This window comes from Vibrio owensii CAIM 1854 = LMG 25443 (assembly GCF_000817815.1).
GTDB lineage: Bacteria > Pseudomonadota > Gammaproteobacteria > Enterobacterales > Vibrionaceae > Vibrio > Vibrio owensii.
Map to the genome: position 1 here is coordinate 25,943 of NZ_JPRD01000012.1, position 16,559 is coordinate 42,501.

Consider the following 16,559-nt stretch of genomic DNA (forward strand, 5'->3'; position numbering starts at 1 on the left):
GGCTCCTTGCTACTTACCCTTATGCGATTTGGTTTACGAGCGCTCAACGCGGTCGCGAATCGCTCTTTTTATTTCCTGACGTTGCTCTTGTGATAAGGATTGAACCTTTTGTTTCAATTCTGCGCGCTGTTCCGGCGTTAAGCTCTTCGCCGATGCCTCCATTGCAGGCTCAGGCGTCGCCTCAATAGGGTTTTCAGGCGTGATCTCAATTGGATTCACTGGACCGTCCGCGATTGGATGCTCTGGAATCGGCTCCATCGGGTTAGAAGGCGAACCAGCGATAGGATGTTCTGGTGTTGGTTCAATTGGATGAACAGGGTTTAGTTTCGCTTCTTCTACAATAAGGCGACCATCTTCAACGCTTAAATGTACGAAGCCATCATCACTAACAAAGATAAGTTCGTTATTACGGACTTCAATGTGACCCACTACTTCGCCTGATGAATCTTTAACAACCTCGCCATCAGTGTAGTAAAGCTCACCACCGACGTTAAATACGGTGTTTCCTTCTTCGCCACGGATCGCAACTGTCGTAACCTCACCGTTATCACCTTGGATAGCCATGCCATCAAAATGCTCGCCATCAAAGGTTTGAACAGAAGCAACACCTACTGGTTCATTTGAGGAATCTGAACCTGATGAAGAACAGCCAGCTAGAAATGTCGCCGCGATGATTGCACTCAGTAATTTAACTTTCATGATTTACTCTCTTAATTTGTCGAAACTCAGGGATGCCTCTTGCAAGAAAAGTGGACTCCCTGCCCGATGAAGAGAAGTATATTGAGCAGTGTTTTATTACTCTAATCGCTAAAAAGAAACCCGCACTTAACGGCGGGTTATTAATAAACAAGAGTAGAGAGCTTGATAACCAAGGGTTATTATTGCTGTTGCGAGCGCTCTAGGTGGTTGGTTATGACATCCGTGATGATGCTACGCAGCCAATGAACCATTTCGTTACGGCGATTCTTATGGTGATAGTAAGCGTGCAGGCAAGGCTCAATTACGATACCGTCGAACTCGATATCCAACCTTCTTAATTGAGAGATCTTATCGACATTGACCGTTTTTGAAGCGGGAAAAACCATGTCTGAGTTTGCTACCACGTCGATGATGGCCGACGGCAATTCAGAGCGAAACGCGATTTTGGGCTCTACGCCTTTGATTTTCATTATCTTCTCAGAAAACGACACGCTGGAGTTCCAATCGGCCGCAATCACGGTCGCAAACTCCAAATCCCTGCAATCCGAGATTTGTAGTCGGTCACCGGGAAACGGATGATCTTTTCGCACGTACGCACAGAAGGTGTCTTTGACGATCATTTTCGTCAGTAGCTCTTTTGGAGCGTGGTTGATTTCATAGTTCACACCAAGCGTAACATCGTCTTTGATGATCTCATCCATGGTAGAGCGAGACCAATTCAGCAAGTGGATCTGAACGTTTGGCGCTGCTTGTCGAATCGCCTGGCAGATTTCACTGGCGTAAGAACTCAAGATAAAAGGAGCGAGCGCGATCTTGATGGTTCCGTTCATTTCTAAAGGGTTAAATGCTTTAGAACCATTGAGCGTGATAGAGATTTCATCCAGTAACGGCGCGAGATTTTCCGCTAAATCGTTCGCATACTCCGTCGCCCTCAACCCGTGATGGGTTTTCACAAACAGCTCATCTTCAAAATGATCACGCAGCCGCTGCAATGCCTTACTCACGGCGGGTTGAGAAACAAACAAGCGTTCTGCCGCTCGGCGCATATTGCGCTCTTGATGCAATATAATGAATGTTCGGAGCAAATTCAGGTCGAGGTTTGAGAAGAGATCTTTGGCCATATTCCACGTCGATAATAACTTGAGGTTATTATTCAGCATAAGAACAGATTTGCGTACTTTCCAATCTCAACGCATGAATTCTTTGCGCTCGCTACGCTTCTATGACGGAAAAATAACAATGGCTGCGATCAAGTTGGCGTTTATAAAATTCGAAATACGCCGTTCCAATGAACACCCTGCTCTCAGTAAACGTTAATCTGCGGCATTCGTCGCTTATCACATTCGTCAAATTTATCATTTTACATGGCTTTGAAATAAGTCGTTTTGCTCATCCTAGTATCAGCTCGGACGCAGGCTTCTAGATAACTTTTTTAATACAGGTGTGAGGATATCAAGTGTTCACTTTTATGCGTTGATTCTCAAAAAATAGAGTAAAAAACCTAGTACATTAAACAAGACAACCCACACCAAATTTGTAAATTGAGAACTTCCGTTAGGGGTATCCATCTTTCTTTAATAAAGGAGCAACTCAAGCCTTTATTTGGGCAGATAAAAAGCAGTGCCCTGTGATGACTTTCTATATTTCATTGAAAGTGATTTTAACTTTCCAATGTTCAATCACTAAAGTAGATAGGATAAGGTTTATGGGTTACAGTTTCTTACAACAATCAAAGTCTTTCATTCTTATACCAAAAATGGTTTAGACGCATAGCAAGGATTCCTATGATAAATAAAAAAGTATTGATTCTCTTTGCGCATCCTTCCCAGCATCGCTCAGAGGTGAATGCTCCCCTTTTTAAAGCAGCTAATACGATTGAAGGTGTCACTTGTGTCGATCTCTATGCCGAGTACCCGCACTTCAATATCAATATTGACCGAGAACAACAGCGTTTACGTGACCACGATGTGGTGATTTTTCAGTTTCCGCTGTACTGGTATTCCACACCAGCCATTCTAAAAGAGTGGCAAGATCTGGTTTTAGAATACGGCTTTGCTTATGGATCGGAAGGTACAGAGCTTCATGGCAAAACCATGCTTTGTGTCTTATCCGCAGGTGGTAAAGAAGAGGCCTATAAAGCCGAAGGCTACAACCACTTCACCATCCGTGAGCTATTAGCTCCTATCGAGCAAATGTCGGCACTAACTGGGATGAACTACATCGCTCCACTTGCGTTGTTTGGCTCCCGTACAGCCCAAGAAGAAGATCGAATTCCACAACATGTTGAACGCTACAAAACGCTACTCAATGCGCTCGTCAATGACACACTTGACCTTGAAGCAGCGGCATCGCTCATCAAACTCAACAGTGCATTACCACAACTGATTAAGGAAGCATCATGACAGGGATATTCTTACAAGCCTTTGTTTACCTTATTGCCGCTGTCGTCGCCGTTCCTTTAGCAAAACGTCTAGGCTTAGGCTCGGTATTAGGTTACTTGATTGCGGGTGTGGTCATTGGTCCTATTATCGGCCTTGTAGGTGAAGAAACCACGACAATTCAACACTTTGCTGAATTTGGTGTGGTTATGATGCTGTTCCTCGTTGGTTTGGAACTTGAGCCTAAAATGCTGTGGGCAATGCGTAACCGCTTAATGGGCTTAGGTGGCTTACAAGTTGGTGGTACTGCCGCACTGATCATGGCGATTGCCCTATACTTTGGCCAATCTTGGACCATAGCATTAGCGATCGGTTTGATCTTCGCGCTTTCTTCCACTGCGATTGTTCTGCAAACCTTTAGCGAGAAAGGACTGACCAAAACAGAAGGTGGCCAGAACGCGTTCTCGGTGTTGCTTTTCCAAGATATCGCCGTGATTCCAATGTTGGCGTTTATTCCGCTGTTGGCACTGCCAGAGTTGGTAGAACAAGCCCAATCGGCAGCGCAAGCAGCTGCAGAACATCATGAAGAACTTAGCCTAGTGGCAGGACTTCCTGGCTGGGCTTACGGGCTCGTGATTACGGCTTCTATTGCTATCGTAGTTGTTGGCGGGCATTTCCTCAGTCGCCCACTATTCCGCTACGTAGCAAGCTCTGGTCTACGTGAAATCTTTACTGCAACTGCGTTGATGCTGGTGATCGGTATTGCAGCTTTGATGAGCCTAGTGGGACTGTCTCCGGCTCTAGGTACGTTCTTAGCAGGCGTAGTACTGGCGAACAGTGAGTTCCGCCATGAGTTGGAGTCAAATATCGAACCGTTTAAAGGCTTGCTGCTTGGCTTGTTCTTTATCACGGTAGGTGCTGGCATCGATTTTTCAGTGCTGTTCAGTGACTTTGGTTTGATCATCGGTTTAACGCTTGGGGTGATGATTCTGAAAGCAGCGATTCTATTCGCACTTGCGTTCATCTTCCGTATCAAAGGCAGTAACCGTTGGTTGTTTACTTTGAGCTTGGCGCAAGCGGGTGAATTCGGCTTTGTGCTATTGAGCTTCTCAGTACAAAACCACGTAATCCCATTCGAACTTTCACAAACACTGGCATTGGTTGTTGCGATCTCTATGTTCCTAACACCAGGCCTATTCATTCTATTTGATAAGGTGATTCTTCCTCGCTTTGAAAGTGAATCGAATGAGCGTGAAAGTGACACGATTGAAGAGCAAGGCACCGTCATCATTGCAGGTATTGGTCGCTTTGGTCAGATCGTAAACCGCTTATTGGTATCTAATGGCGTGGAAACGGTTGTACTCGACCACCAAGCAAGCCAGATTGATAATATGCGCCAGATCGGTACACGCGCTTACTTTGGTGATGCGACTCGACCAGACATGCTACACACGGCAGGTATTGAGCATGCCTCTGCGCTTGTCGTCGCGATAGATAATCAAGAATCGAGCGTGGAGTTGGTTAAGTACGTAAAACACACCTATCCAAACGTGACTGTGATTGCGCGTGCATTTGACCGCGGACATGGTTACCTACTACGTCAAGCGGGCGCAGATATCATCGAATCAGAGACTTACCATTCTGCATTGGAAATTGGTGGTCACGCGATGAAAGCCATTGGTATTCATCCGTTCTTCACTGAGCAACAAAAATCGACTTATCGCCGAGTCGAAGATCGTAAATCCAACATGCTTTATGAAGCATGGGTCGATGACTCAGAGGGTGAACGTTACGACAACAACTTCCGTCAGCTATTTATTCACCTTGAAGAAAAAATGGCAGAAGAGATGCAAAAAGATCGTCACGACAAACTCTCCCGTTCTGAACGTGGTTGGACACCGCCACCAAAAGGCTATGCCGACGACTTCAACGAAGAAAACGTTCAAGAGTTACATCCACCGAAAGAAGACGCTCAATAAACACGAAAACCTCCCTATGGGAGGTTTTTTATTGCCTGCGAAAAAGCGGAGTTACATGAGATCGCTCATCAATGTCTCATACTCTTCGTTCGCTTCATCCACTAAATGCGACAGTTCTAATGCATCGGTTTTCGCTAGGTTGAACTGCCACGGAACGGTGTCTTCTTTCCCGCAAATACGCGTTTGAGCGCCACTACTTTCAAAAGAAAGATCATCAAACTCGGTAGTGTGGTGTTCATGAAGCTCGACAATTTCAACTTCCAATTTACCGACGGGATTGACTTCAACATGGGCGTGTAAATCTGGGCTATTCGATAAACAATACTCTCGATGAACTGCAATCATGGCTGCCTCCTTGGTCTGCCAACTGACAACTCATCAAACAGTGTAGACGAGGCATTTTGAACGTGGGGTGAAATAATAATGAAGATTGATCCTGAATAAAAATTAATCAATTTTAATTCCAAACCGACTCTGAGTGTTCGCCCCGATAACCGTCAGTTTTTACATAAAATGACTTCGTCAATGCGCGATTCAATCGCTTTTATTGCTATTGTCACTGCCATCGGTACATGAGCTTGGTAGGGATGCAATACATAAATTGGGTTCACCTTTGACGCTTTCGCACCGGGTACAGGTTCAAGAAGCGAGTTCGACTCCAACATAAAGTCAGGCAAAATACCAACGCCTAACCCCATTTCTAACAGACTGGCCACATCAAAGACGGTATTCGCTCGGTGCTTCACTGGATATTGAATTTGATGTTCTGGCTCCTTGGAAGCAAACGCATGGATAACAGGTTCAAGCTGCCAATGTTGAGCAATATAAGGCGCACTTTCAAAATCAGAATGCGCACCTTTCGCACGACACAAAACGTCACAAAACTGTCCTACTTTGCGCTGTTTAATGTTTGAATCGCCAGAAGCACCCACCCGTACCGCAAGATCGATATCCTGTTGAACGATATCCACATGCTTATCATCACTGATCAAATTTAACTGCACATCAGAGTAATCAGCAAAAGCACTCGTTAAAGCAGGCAGCACTATTGAGCGCATTAATGCATGTGGCGCAGTGACGGTAAGCCTTCCCGTTGGCACTTGCTTTAACTCTGTGGCTTCTAACCACGCGACCTCTGCTTGCTTTGTCATTTGCGCGCACTGCTCGTAAAAGCGTTCACCCGTCGAGGTCAGAGTTTGCTTTCTGGTCGTACGTTTGAGTAAGCAAGTATCCAACTCTAGTTCGAGTTGCTTCAAAGCAGAGCTCAACACTGACTTAGAAAGCTCTAACTTATCCGCAGCTTTGGAGATTGAACCACACTCGACAATATGAACGAACAGAGACATCAAACGCAGCTTATTCATCGCCCTTCCTTATTGTTCTTTTTTACAGAACATTCAATTCTTATTACTTTGTTTTTCTATCTCAATTCTAACCCTATGATTGCTACATAAACAAACACCAATCACAGGATATTCAGGATGACTCAATCAGTTTTAGAACGCGCTCAAGCAGGCATCTCAGCATGGCAAATCGCTTTCAATAATCAAGACGCTGCGGGCTGTGCAGCACAATACGCAGAAGATGCGGTTATGATTGCAAAACCATTTGGCACCTTTGAGGGACGTGAAGCGATCCAAGCATTCTGGCAAAACATCATGGACCAAGGTTTTAACAGCGTGGACTACACCAACACCAAGTGGGAAAAAGACAGTGAAAATGGCTACATTCTTACTTCAGATTGGACAATGAACAAAGCGTTTGGTGTCGTGCACAAAGAGTTATGGGAAATTCAAGAAGATGGGTTGTCTCGCCTAACTTACGATGAATTCGAAGTGCTTGGCGAACGATAAGCTTTAAGTCTTTCAGAATTAAAAAATCCCCAAGCCGAAACTTGGGGATTTTTGTTTTTCAGTTTACTTAATTAAATTAAGCAAAGATGAAGGTGTATAGGTAACCTGCGCCCATTGCCATCGTTAAGATAACGAATAGGAAGGCTGCAATCATTTGGTTCTTAAAGATTGATTTCAACAAAATCACTTCTGTAAGACTTGCGCCTGCGCTACCAATGATAAGTGCCATTACCGAACCCAGTGCCATACCTTTTTGTACTAGCGCCGCACTTAGTGGAATAACTGCCTCTGCACGGATGTACAATGGAATACCAATAATTGCTGCTACTGGAATCGCGTACCACTTCGCTTCACCTGCGTACTCCGCAATAAGATCCGTTGGGATGAAGCCGTAGATGAATGAACCAATCGCAATACCCATCATTAGGTAAGGGAACACTTGTTTGAAGTCTTTCCAAGTTGAGTGCCAAATACGTACCCAGCGGCTAGGCTCTTTTTCTTCCACGATGGTCGCTGTTGCACTACCGTCTGACGAGCAGCAAGACACTTCCACTTTAGGCTCTGCTTTTGGTGCACTATCACCACAACAAGATGTTTTCGCTACCACAGGCGCTGGCTCACTACAGCATGATGTTTTTGCTGCAACTGGTGCAGGTTCGCCACAAGCGCTGGTACCACAGCTTGATACCGGTTTCGTTTGTTCTTTTTTCTTGCTTGAATCACCGCAAGATGTACCACATGAAGAGGTGCCTGCTGCTTCGTACGCTTCTGGTTTTACGTAACGTTCAAAGCCTAGCTTTTCAAGAACATAGCCCGCAACCACAGACACTGTCATCGCGATAGCAAAGTAGAATACCGCTACCTTCCAACCAAAGGTCACTACAAACAAACCAATGATCACTGGGTTAAGTAGTGGACTAGCAAATAGGAACACCATCATAGGTCCAAAACCTGCTCTTGCACGCAATAAACCTTTCAAGAAAGGAATGGTCGAACACGAACAGAAAGGCGTAATCGAACCTAATAGCGCAGCAATGAAGTAACCTTTACCCTTTTTCGAGCTCAGGATAGATTGAATTTTTTCTGGCGTTAGAAAGTCTTGCAACACTCCCACTATGTAGCTAATTGCTAGGAATAGGATGATAAGTTCGGTTGCTAGAAACGCAAACATATCAAGCGCTTCCTTAGCCATGGTCATGATTTCTGGATTCATATTGATTCTCCTACTGATGTCACATCAGTAACTGTAAATTTCCTAATGAAGCTGAACTCTTCATTTCTATTTTTCTCGAATTATAGAATTAAAAATCGACGCGTCAACCATTATATTTCGACAAATATCGAAATATATTTTAAAGTCTTAATAATCAATTAATTAACTATGGAATTTTTCTTGTTTGCTATTCACCCACACTTTCACTATCATCGAAATGTATTTATCGTCTGTCATTCCAAGAGGTCAGTATGGAACTCGAAGCTGTAGCAAAAGCGCTCAAAGAGCTAGGACACCCTACCCGTTTATGTATCTATAAAGAGGTGGTCAAAGCAGGCTATGAAGGAATCGCGGTAGGTGGCGTACAAGATAAACTTGGTATTCCAGCCTCTACCCTTTCTCATCACATTTCGAGCCTAGCCTCAGCCGGCTTAATCAGTCAGCGTCGTGAAGGTCGTACTTTATATTGTGTTGCTGAGTATGAATGCTTAGACACGGTTATTGGTTTCTTGCGTGACGAGTGTTGCATCAATGAAAACTGCTAACCTCGAATCAATTTGGAGCGAATATGAGCACGCTATTCATGCGTTCTTGCGCTCGAAAGTCAGCAATGAAGATGATGTAGACGACTTAAAGCAAGAGATTTTGCTTAAGACTTATCAAAACCTTGCGGATATTCGTGATGTATCAAGCGTCAAATCTTGGCTCTTCCAAATCGCGAATAACGCCATCATCGATTTCTACCGTAAACGCGCTCGAAATCAGCGTGATAATGACCTCGTTGCTGACGATCTTTGGTTTGAAGAGCAAGAATCAAACCTGAAACAAGAACTGTCAAAGTGCATTGCGCCGTTTGTGCAAGCATTACCAGATGAGCAATCGCAACTGCTCTCTTCTATTGAGCTTGAAGGCATGAGCCAGAAGAAGTTAGCCGAAGAGCAAGGTATCAGCTACTCAACCCTCAAATCGCGCGTACAGAGAGGACGTGTCGAATTGAAAAAGCTATTTGAAGAATGTTGCAGTTTCTCGTTCGACAAACAAGGTCGTATGACAGATTGCAACCAAAACGGTGCTTCTTGCGATAAATGTTAATCCCTCGCTGAATGCCCACCTCACAATGAATACCGATAGCTTGGCGGCTCGTTATTGAGTCGCCTATCCATGAACTCAATCACAGCTTTATCTCTTCATCCGCTCTCTCATTTGCTATCTTGCTGAATAGTAAGCTTTACTTCTCCTGCTTTAAGGAAGAAGGAAGCTCATTTTTATGATCTCACTAAGAGAACTCACCAAAGAAAACTATCTAGATTGTATTCGCCTCAATCTTCACCCAGAACAAGAAGAAAACCTTGCCTCCAACGCGATTACGATTGCTCAGTCACGCTTTGAAACCGACTACCGATTGAAAGTGATTTATGAGCAAGAGACGGTGATCGGTTTGCTTGCGTTTTGCCATGAAGACGAGCCGCTTGATTGCTCCATTTACTGGCTGTTCCGCTTTATGATCGACAAAGATCACCAGAACAAAAGCTATGGAAAGCAAGTACTCAACTTGTTAGTTGAAGAAGTGAAACAACTCGGCGGGAAAACCTTATTCACGATGCATAAACCCGCCAATCAGCAGACAGGTAAGCTTTATAGTGCGTTCGGATTTCAAGAGGATGGCATCCTCGATGATGGTGACATATCACTACGATTAGTGCTTTCTTAATCCAGTATGAACCCAAAACGGGAAGTTCTGGCTTTTACACCTGTTTATCAAACCATTCGGTCACCAACGCCACCAGCTTTTGATGCACAGGACTTAACGTATTGCCTCGCTTTAGTAACACATAGCCTGCACGACCTTCGTTTGCCATAAAATCGATGTTTAACGGGACAAACTCGCCTTTCTCATCATGAGCTTGCACTAAATGATGAGGAAGCAAGGCAAAGCCATCATTTTTCAATAATCGCATCAACGCATCGATGTTACTGATTCGGGAGATGTTTGGTGACATAACCTGTTGATTACCAAGTGCACTGGTGCTGAAATTCTCTGCAATGTATTGATGATGTGACGCGAGATCCTGCAGAGTCACCACAGGTTTCTGCGCTATCGGACTTTACTGATAAACCTCGGATAGCCCAAGTTAATAAACGACATCCCTTCGGTTGGGAACGCTTTACCGCTGTTAAGTACCACCGCAAAATCCGCTTGTTTCGTCATGAGCATTTCTAACGCTTCATCTCGGCTGCGATGTAACCAATGAATCGCTGTACTCTTGTATTGCTTGCGCAAAGAAAGATCGATGTCCGCTATTGCATCACACGGTACTGACATGTCGTGACAAATCGTTATCTCCGGAACATCCCCTTGAGAGTAGCTGTCACAGGAAAGCTCTAAAGACTGCATTTGGTAAAGAATGTGCTTGGCTTGAGTAAGTAACGTAGCTCCGACCTCCGTCAAGACTGGTATCCTTCCTTTGCGTTCAAACAAGATCACATCCCAATCAATTTCTAGATCGCTGACTTGGTGGTGTAGCGTCGCTCTGTCTTTCCCGATTACCCTTGCGGCTTGGCTAAATGATCCATGCTCTGCGACAGCAACAAATGCAGTAAGTTGGTCAAAACTGGCTCTAGGCATAGGAAGATCCTCAAACAATAAACCCGTTTATCTTAGCTCAATCCAAACCACTTTGTTGCAAAATCTGCAACATAACTGAGATTACATGGTGAATACGAAGCGTAATAATGACTTCGTATTGAAACGTTACGAGGGCAATTCAATGAAAGGTTTTAGCAAAAAAGTACTTCTAGCAGCATCAGTCGCAATGGCAGTTGGCAGCATCTCTACTGCAGCAAATGCGTGTTCACGTTTGGTTTGGGAGACTCAAGACCACGGTGTATTTGTCTCTCGAACTATGGATTGGATGGAAGCCAATCAGCCAACCATTGATGTTCGTCACGCGGGCCAAACCTACAGCGGCTACGATAAAGACGATGCGCTTACATGGACATCGAAATACGCCTCTATCGGTGTGAGTATTTACGGCGTTGGCATTATTGATGGCTTTAACGAGAAAGGCTTTGCGGCGAATGCTCTGTTCTTGGATGAAGAAAACCCAGGCGCACCACAAGCGGGAAAACAACAAATTGAAAACTCCCGCTTTGTCACCTATTTGATTGATAGCTTTGCATCCGTTGATGAAGCATTGAAGAATCTAGATTCAATCCAAATCCAACAGTTCAGCCACAATGGCATCGAAATGAAGGGACATTACTCACTTGGTGACTCTGCTGTGTTGGAATACATCGACGGCGCTTGCCAAGTGCATCATGGCAAACAATATGACGTGATGACTAACAGCCCAGAGTACGCGCAACACTTGAAAAACTGGCAAGAAGCACAACCAAAAGAGAAGAGTGATGTAAATGGTGAGTTCCCGTTCCCGGGCAACATCAACTCTGCTCAGCGCTTTATCTGGAACAGCTACATGAAAGATCAGCTTAAAGAGCCTAGCAGCTACACCAATGGCATTGCGAAACTGGATAGTGTGACCTACAAAATCCCATTGGATGCGGCAAACCGCCCAGTGAATGGCGAAATGCGTGGCTATGCAACCATCTATGGTTTGGTGTACAACCTAGACCAAAAAGTAATGAACGTGCGTTACCAGTATGACGACAGTTATACACAGTACTCAGTGGACTTTAATAAGTTGAATGACGGACATAACTACACCATCAAAGCCGACTTACCGGATCTGTTTGGTGACATTTCATCTCGCTTAGAAAAAGGCGATGGCGTCATGGGTCAGCACTTAGTGAAATAACTCAGATTACGTAAAAAACAGAACTTGAAAGGTGTGTGGACAAAAGCACCATTCAAAAAGCGCCGACATGTTCGGCGCTTTTCCTTTCTATTCGTTTTGTGCTTAATGACACTGGTCTCGATAATACCCGGGAGATATTCCCTTCCAAGCGCTGTAAGCTCGAATAAATGAGTTCGCTTCTTGAAATCCCAGTAGGAAGGAGATTTCACCCAGTGACATTTGAGACTTCTCTAAATAGTGATCGGCAAGCTCCGCCCGTACCATTTGCAGCACGGATTGATAACTTTCAGCTTCTGCGGTGAGCTTACGCTGCAATGTACGTTTACTCATTGCCAGTTTGTCCGCGACCATTTCAATAGCACTGTTCCCCGCGGGTAATGACTCGACCAAGACTGCTCGAACACGTTCTACTGTTGAGGCACTGGCATCAAGATCTTTTAGCTTTTGGTTCAACCCTTGTTCGAAAAAGCCCCACATTTGCGCATTTGAAGTCACGAACGGATGCACTGCGTCTTCCGCTTTAAATCGCACCTCTACGCTATCACCTTTGACCAACGGGCAACCAAAGTAAGCTTGGTATTCCTCAAGGTTGTTGGGAAGCTCAGGCAACGTAACTTGTAGCGGTTGAATCCGCTTTCTCGTCGCTAAACGTGCTAACTGGGTAAAGAACACCACTTCTGTCAAAGCCAAAGATTTAGGTAGAGCTTGTCGTTGGCCATAGCAACTGATGCTGAGTTTTGTTTCTTTTTCGGAAACGTCTAACGTCATTACCATAGGTCCAATCAACGGCTTATATTGCTGAATCCGTTTGAGTGCGGTGTTCAAGTTCGGACTGCAAATAGCGGCAAAAATTGGGGCGTCAAACCCCTCAACCGACATATGTTCAGCAAGGAGCAACGGTATCTCACGCTCACCAGACGCTTGTTCAACTCCGACCCAAAGCTGAAAGTACTCATTTGGGCTAAGCGTTGCCTTTTCTCGATTGAACAAGTCGGCAGGTAACTTGGCGTATGCCAGCACCAGTTGTGGATCGATATCCATATCGTTAAGCAGCACTTTCCAGCTCTGAGACACAGTGAATTGACTCGCTCGCTTGATCATATTTGATTCCTAAGCACTTTTTTCCATGGTTTGACGCGATATTTTTAGCACCAATTTTCTCGGTAGGAAAGGCACAATCCATTCAAGCATGAACTTCAAACCACCTTCGTTGAATGCCACCAACTTGCCCTGTTCCATCGCATTGTAACCACACTCTGCAACAGAACGAGGAGACTTGGCATTTTTAAACACTTCCACACCTTGCAAATCCCCGGCAGCAACAAAACCCGTCGCTACCGCCCCCGGACACAACGCTGTCGCCGTTACACTGGTGTCTCTGAGCTCTTCCGCTATCGCTTGAGTAAACGAAGTAACATAAGCCTTGGTTGCGTAGTACACGGCCTGTAATGGACCCGGCATAAACGATGCCGTTGATGACACATTTAAAATCTTACCGCGATTGCGCGCCACCATGCCTTGCAGATACAGGTGCGTCAGATTGGTTAACGTCACCATATTAAGTTGCATCATAGCTTGGTCCGCCACCAGTTCGCGTTCATGGAACTTTCCGTGTCCACCAAAGCCTGCATTGTTAATCAGCACATCAATTTGCAAGCCTTGCGCTTCGGTTTGCTCAAACACACGTGCAGCAGAATCAGCCTGAGTCAAATCCTCTGCAATCACAGCAACCTGAACCTTGTGTTTATCGCGAAGCTCTGATGCCAGTGCCTCTAGCTTGTCTTTAGAGCGGGCAACAAGCACTAAGTCTCTCCCCTTCTCGGCGTGTATACGCGCTAATTCTTCACCGATACCACCTGATGCGCCTGTAATTAATGCTGTATTTGTCATGTGCTTGTCCTCTTAGTATGAGCTAACGTCGTTGTTGGTATGGATAAAGTTTATGCAATCCAATCGCGCCACACACTGGCAGAAGATGACATCTTACTTGCCGATCGTGCCAGCCTGATTAAAGACCGTTGATTACATAAATTTATTACAATGAGAACAAATGATAATTTTTGGATAAAGATTGAACTAGCTAATATGCTTTGAACAGGATGAACACACAGAAGAGGCAAAGGTTATGTCTATCCCATATCCAAGAACGTTTTCTCACATTGGTATTTCCGTACCCGATTTAGAAGCAGCCGTAAAATTCTATACCGAAGTTCTGGGTTGGTATCTGATTATGGAGCCAACTGAAATCGTCGAAGACGACAGTGCGATCGGTGAAATGTGTACTGATGTCTTTGGCGCAGGCTGGGAGCGTTTTCGTATCGCTCACTTATCTACAGGGGATCGAATTGGCGTAGAACTTTTCCAATTCAAGAACCAAGAAAATCCAGAAGATAACTTTGAATACTGGAAAACTGGGATTTTCCATTTCTGCGTCCAAGATCCTGATGTCGAAGGTCTGGCTGAAAAGATCGTGGCGGCAGGTGGTAAGAAACGCATGAAAGAACCCCGTTACTACTACCCAGGCGAAAAACCTTATCGCATGATCTACATGGAAGATCCGTTCGGCAACATCCTAGAAATCTACAGCCACAGCTACGAGTTAACTTACTCAGCAGGCGCATACCAATAAATCATCAAAGCTATCCAACGGTGATTGCGCCGTTGGATTTTTATTTTTCGGGCAAGTGCCCTTTGGGGAAAAGAATGAAAGCGATCACTTACCAAAAAGATCAAGATACCTTCACCTATACCGACATCGACACTCCAGCGATTGCGAGTGGGTTAGATGTGTTAGTAAAAGTTCATGCCGTTGGGCTCAACCCTGTCGATGCGAAAGTGAATCTTTGGCACGAGATGGTCGATGGTATGGATGATACTTTCGTTGGTGGCCTCGATGTTTCGGGGGAAATCGTTGCCATCGGTGACAAGGTTTCGGGTTGGCAGGTAGGTGATCGCGTTCTCTATCATGGCAACATGCGTCGAGTGAACGGTGGTTTCGCCGAATACGCGATTCAAGACTCGCGTACGTTAGTTGCACACCCTGATGTCACTCCAGAAGTCGCAGCCGCGTCACCTTGTGCGGGCTGGACGGCTTATCGAGCGCTCGTTGATAAGCTGAACATTTCTAAGCGTAAGAGCATTTTTATTGCTGGTGGTTCTGGTGGCGTGGGTAGTTTTGCTATCCAGCTCGCTCGCTTCTTCGGTGTAGAAACCATCATCACTACAAGCTCTGCATCAAACCACGAGTTTGTACGTTCGCTGGGTGCAACACATGTCATTGACTACAAACAAGAGGATGTACGTGAGCAGATCATGGCTATCACTGAAGGCTTGGGCGTAGAGGTATCATTGGACTGCGTTGGTGGCGACAACGACATTCTGTGTGCTTCTGTGCTTGGTTTTGAAGGTGAAATGGTAGAGCTAGTAAGAACAACGCGTGCAACCGAATACCCAGGAGCCTTTTTGCAAGGGCTCACCTTCCACCAACTGAGCTTAGGCTCTGGTCATGTGCATGGCGAACAAGGTTTTGCTTCTATCGTTAACGCTGGGGTGGAATTCTCCCACATGTTAGAACGTGGTGAGGTAATGGTGCCTAAATTGGAAGTCGTCGCATTAAAAGACGTCGCTCAAGCTCTAGTGTCTATTCGTCAGCAACGAACGGTCGGAAAGATCGTCGCTAAACTCGTCGACTAAATCCCAAGCGACAAATAAGGAAAAAAGAAGCGCAAACTCCAAAGCTGTTTGCGCTTCTAAGGGGTATTACTTTTCTACAAGCAGCATCGCTGATTTCGCCGCCACTTTAATCTCTTCACCGCTAGGCACTTCTTCTCCGGTCATCATATCAACCAGAGCCTTGTTCACTGTCAGTTGCAGTGATTGCGCTCGCGCAGATTTGTTGAGTACCAAGATGCCCTTCTCGCCGCGCTGAAGTACCAACATATCGTCGTTACCTTCCAGTACCGTCATTGGCTCGCCATGAACAAGATTATGGAATGCCACCATCTTTGCCATACGTGCGTCCTTCCACGCATTCTGCCATCTTGGTTTACCATCCACGCCCTTGATACCACTGGTGTCTAAATCCGTGTAGATAAGCGGAACACCGCCATCGCGTCCCAGAATGTAAGCATACGCCAGCCATTCGTTCTCTTCATCCATGACTAAATCCAAGAACACATCATTGTTTGGAATATCATGAGTAATCGCGAAAGTAATTGCTCGACGGTTAGATAAAGCCTGACCAAAACAGTACGGGTCGATCAAAGACTTAAAACTGCCCTTCTTCGAGAACGCCTTAAAGATGGTTGAGAACAACGGAAAATCATATGCACCTAGCCGTGTTTCTTTCAAATACGGTTCTAGGAACAACTCATACTCTTCTTCTGTCGCGCCACCATCTGTGATGATTTCACCAAAAATATGAACGTCTTGAGTAATGTCTTCGGTCCAAACCAACTTTAGGTGTTCTAGCGTCATGTGCTTTGCGGCATCAATACGGAAACCTTTCACACCCAGAGCCTTAAGCGCTTTCAGGTAAGTACGTTGCTGCTCAACAACATGCTTGCACACGCGTAAAGTCGGCAACCCAGGATCGGTTGGACCGCCCGAGATTCGACCATTTT

19 protein-coding genes are annotated in these 16,559 nt (G+C 45.2%); 9 read left to right on the top strand and 10 right to left on the bottom strand.

Annotation, left to right across the window (positions count from 1 at the left end; all coding sequences use genetic code 11):
- Nucleotides 1-33: 33 nt before the first annotated feature.
- Nucleotides 34-699 carry a zona pellucida protein alpha gene (locus H735_RS06845; RefSeq protein WP_005442518.1) on the bottom strand — a complete coding sequence of 222 codons (666 nt, stop codon included), beginning with the start codon at nucleotides 697-699 and terminating at the stop codon, nucleotides 34-36.
- Between the two features lie 179 nt (nucleotides 700-878).
- Nucleotides 879-1,820, bottom strand: coding sequence for a LysR family transcriptional regulator (locus H735_RS06850; protein ID WP_027726539.1), 942 nt, complete (start codon nucleotides 1,818-1,820; stop codon nucleotides 879-881).
- A gap of 663 nt (nucleotides 1,821-2,483) precedes the next feature.
- On the opposite strand from H735_RS06850, the gene H735_RS06855 reads away from it, so the two are divergent.
- Together H735_RS06855 and H735_RS06860 are read left to right on the top strand one after the other, a co-directional pair.
- Entirely contained in the window at nucleotides 2,484-3,101 is a 618-nt protein-coding gene (locus tag H735_RS06855; RefSeq protein WP_009704823.1) for an NAD(P)H-dependent oxidoreductase, read from the top strand.
- Nucleotides 3,098-5,056 (top strand): monovalent cation:proton antiporter-2 (CPA2) family protein, encoded by a 1,959-nt coding sequence (locus H735_RS06860; protein WP_005442523.1) that lies wholly within the window; start codon nucleotides 3,098-3,100, stop codon nucleotides 5,054-5,056. Before H735_RS06855 ends, H735_RS06860 begins: the two co-directional genes overlap by 4 nt.
- A gap of 51 nt (nucleotides 5,057-5,107) precedes the next feature.
- Here the strand turns inward: H735_RS06860 and H735_RS06865 are convergent, their stop codons facing one another.
- Nucleotides 5,108-5,401 (bottom strand): hypothetical protein, encoded by a 294-nt coding sequence (locus H735_RS06865; RefSeq protein WP_005442525.1) that lies wholly within the window; start codon nucleotides 5,399-5,401, stop codon nucleotides 5,108-5,110.
- Nucleotides 5,402-5,553: 152 nt separating this feature from the next.
- Complete coding sequence (locus H735_RS06870) at nucleotides 5,554-6,420, bottom strand: LysR family transcriptional regulator (protein ID WP_020194083.1); 867 nt, start codon at nucleotides 6,418-6,420, stop codon at nucleotides 5,554-5,556.
- A 117-nt stretch (nucleotides 6,421-6,537) separates the two neighbouring features.
- On the opposite strand from H735_RS06870, the gene H735_RS06875 reads away from it, so the two are divergent.
- On the top strand, nucleotides 6,538-6,909 hold the full coding sequence (locus tag H735_RS06875) for a YybH family protein (RefSeq protein WP_009704826.1): 372 nt from the start codon (nucleotides 6,538-6,540) through the stop codon (nucleotides 6,907-6,909).
- 76 nt (nucleotides 6,910-6,985) lie between these two features.
- Here H735_RS06875 and H735_RS06880 read toward each other — a convergent pair whose 3' ends face one another.
- Nucleotides 6,986-8,122, bottom strand: a complete 1,137-nt coding sequence (locus H735_RS06880) for a permease (RefSeq protein WP_020194082.1) — start codon at nucleotides 8,120-8,122, stop codon at nucleotides 6,986-6,988.
- A gap of 251 nt (nucleotides 8,123-8,373) precedes the next feature.
- Here H735_RS06880 and H735_RS06885 point away from each other — a divergent pair, with 251 nt between their 5' ends.
- The 3 genes from H735_RS06885 to H735_RS06895 all read left to right on the top strand — a co-directional run bounded on the left by H735_RS06885 (nucleotide 8,374) and on the right by H735_RS06895 (nucleotide 9,833).
- Entirely contained in the window at nucleotides 8,374-8,667 is a 294-nt protein-coding gene (locus tag H735_RS06885) for an ArsR/SmtB family transcription factor (protein WP_005433559.1), read from the top strand.
- Complete coding sequence (sigZ, locus tag H735_RS06890) at nucleotides 8,654-9,214, top strand: RNA polymerase sigma factor SigZ (protein WP_005442530.1); 561 nt, start codon at nucleotides 8,654-8,656, stop codon at nucleotides 9,212-9,214. Before H735_RS06885 ends, sigZ begins: the two co-directional genes overlap by 14 nt.
- A gap of 175 nt (nucleotides 9,215-9,389) precedes the next feature.
- Nucleotides 9,390-9,833, top strand: coding sequence for a GNAT family N-acetyltransferase (locus H735_RS06895; RefSeq protein ID WP_020194081.1), 444 nt, complete (start codon nucleotides 9,390-9,392; stop codon nucleotides 9,831-9,833).
- A 34-nt stretch (nucleotides 9,834-9,867) separates the two neighbouring features.
- Here H735_RS06895 and H735_RS31595 read toward each other — a convergent pair whose 3' ends face one another.
- Both H735_RS31595 and H735_RS31600 read right to left on the bottom strand, forming a co-directional pair.
- Nucleotides 9,868-10,203, bottom strand: coding sequence for a substrate-binding domain-containing protein (locus tag H735_RS31595; RefSeq protein ID WP_238320673.1), 336 nt, complete (start codon nucleotides 10,201-10,203; stop codon nucleotides 9,868-9,870).
- Nucleotides 10,204-10,217: 14 nt separating this feature from the next.
- Nucleotides 10,218-10,748 carry a LysR family transcriptional regulator gene (locus H735_RS31600; RefSeq protein ID WP_227741519.1) on the bottom strand — a complete coding sequence of 177 codons (531 nt, stop codon included), beginning with the start codon at nucleotides 10,746-10,748 and terminating at the stop codon, nucleotides 10,218-10,220.
- Between the two features lie 85 nt (nucleotides 10,749-10,833).
- Here H735_RS31600 and H735_RS06905 point away from each other — a divergent pair, with 85 nt between their 5' ends.
- Nucleotides 10,834-11,937: a linear amide C-N hydrolase gene (locus H735_RS06905; RefSeq protein WP_020194080.1), complete on the top strand. Its 1,104-nt coding sequence runs from the start codon at nucleotides 10,834-10,836 to the stop codon at nucleotides 11,935-11,937.
- A gap of 102 nt (nucleotides 11,938-12,039) precedes the next feature.
- Here the strand turns inward: H735_RS06905 and H735_RS06910 are convergent, their stop codons facing one another.
- Together H735_RS06910 and H735_RS06915 are read right to left on the bottom strand one after the other, a co-directional pair.
- Complete coding sequence (locus tag H735_RS06910; protein ID WP_020194079.1) at nucleotides 12,040-13,038, bottom strand: AraC family transcriptional regulator; 999 nt, start codon at nucleotides 13,036-13,038, stop codon at nucleotides 12,040-12,042.
- Nucleotides 13,039-13,047: 9 nt separating this feature from the next.
- Nucleotides 13,048-13,827, bottom strand: a complete 780-nt coding sequence (locus H735_RS06915) for an SDR family NAD(P)-dependent oxidoreductase (RefSeq protein WP_020194078.1) — start codon at nucleotides 13,825-13,827, stop codon at nucleotides 13,048-13,050.
- Between the two features lie 235 nt (nucleotides 13,828-14,062).
- Here H735_RS06915 and H735_RS06920 point away from each other — a divergent pair, with 235 nt between their 5' ends.
- Together H735_RS06920 and H735_RS06925 are read left to right on the top strand one after the other, a co-directional pair.
- On the top strand, nucleotides 14,063-14,566 hold the full coding sequence (locus tag H735_RS06920; RefSeq protein WP_005441115.1) for a lactoylglutathione lyase family protein: 504 nt from the start codon (nucleotides 14,063-14,065) through the stop codon (nucleotides 14,564-14,566).
- Between the two features lie 74 nt (nucleotides 14,567-14,640).
- Complete coding sequence (locus H735_RS06925; RefSeq protein ID WP_020194076.1) at nucleotides 14,641-15,630, top strand: zinc-binding dehydrogenase; 990 nt, start codon at nucleotides 14,641-14,643, stop codon at nucleotides 15,628-15,630.
- Nucleotides 15,631-15,696: 66 nt separating this feature from the next.
- Here the strand turns inward: H735_RS06925 and H735_RS31605 are convergent.
- Nucleotides 15,697-16,559 (bottom strand): alpha-amylase family protein (locus H735_RS31605; protein ID WP_475349483.1); only part of this gene is annotated, 863 nt, incomplete at its 5' end.

What these genes read in the sequence shown, in the direction of transcription:
- H735_RS06845 (WP_005442518.1), bottom strand. Translation starts at nt 699, where the DNA reads ATGAAAGTTAAATTACTGAGTGCAATCATCGCGGCGACATTTCTAGCT.
- H735_RS06850 (WP_027726539.1), bottom strand. Translation starts at nt 1,820, where the DNA reads ATGGCCAAAGATCTCTTCTCAAACCTCGACCTGAATTTGCTCCGAACA.
- H735_RS06855 (WP_009704823.1), top strand. Translation starts at nt 2,484, where the DNA reads ATGATAAATAAAAAAGTATTGATTCTCTTTGCGCATCCTTCCCAGCAT.
- H735_RS06860 (WP_005442523.1), top strand. Translation starts at nt 3,098, where the DNA reads ATGACAGGGATATTCTTACAAGCCTTTGTTTACCTTATTGCCGCTGTC.
- H735_RS06865 (WP_005442525.1), bottom strand. Translation starts at nt 5,401, where the DNA reads ATGATTGCAGTTCATCGAGAGTATTGTTTATCGAATAGCCCAGATTTA.
- H735_RS06870 (WP_020194083.1), bottom strand. Translation starts at nt 6,420, where the DNA reads ATGAATAAGCTGCGTTTGATGTCTCTGTTCGTTCATATTGTCGAGTGT.
- H735_RS06875 (WP_009704826.1), top strand. Translation starts at nt 6,538, where the DNA reads ATGACTCAATCAGTTTTAGAACGCGCTCAAGCAGGCATCTCAGCATGG.
- H735_RS06880 (WP_020194082.1), bottom strand. Translation starts at nt 8,122, where the DNA reads ATGAATCCAGAAATCATGACCATGGCTAAGGAAGCGCTTGATATGTTT.
- H735_RS06885 (WP_005433559.1), top strand. Translation starts at nt 8,374, where the DNA reads ATGGAACTCGAAGCTGTAGCAAAAGCGCTCAAAGAGCTAGGACACCCT.
- sigZ (WP_005442530.1), top strand. Translation starts at nt 8,654, where the DNA reads ATGAAAACTGCTAACCTCGAATCAATTTGGAGCGAATATGAGCACGCT.
- H735_RS06895 (WP_020194081.1), top strand. Translation starts at nt 9,390, where the DNA reads ATGATCTCACTAAGAGAACTCACCAAAGAAAACTATCTAGATTGTATT.
- H735_RS31600 (WP_227741519.1), bottom strand. Translation starts at nt 10,748, where the DNA reads ATGCCTAGAGCCAGTTTTGACCAACTTACTGCATTTGTTGCTGTCGCA.
- H735_RS06905 (WP_020194080.1), top strand. Translation starts at nt 10,834, where the DNA reads ATGGTGAATACGAAGCGTAATAATGACTTCGTATTGAAACGTTACGAG.
- H735_RS06910 (WP_020194079.1), bottom strand. Translation starts at nt 13,038, where the DNA reads ATGATCAAGCGAGCGAGTCAATTCACTGTGTCTCAGAGCTGGAAAGTG.
- H735_RS06915 (WP_020194078.1), bottom strand. Translation starts at nt 13,827, where the DNA reads ATGACAAATACAGCATTAATTACAGGCGCATCAGGTGGTATCGGTGAA.
- H735_RS06920 (WP_005441115.1), top strand. Translation starts at nt 14,063, where the DNA reads ATGTCTATCCCATATCCAAGAACGTTTTCTCACATTGGTATTTCCGTA.
- H735_RS06925 (WP_020194076.1), top strand. Translation starts at nt 14,641, where the DNA reads ATGAAAGCGATCACTTACCAAAAAGATCAAGATACCTTCACCTATACC.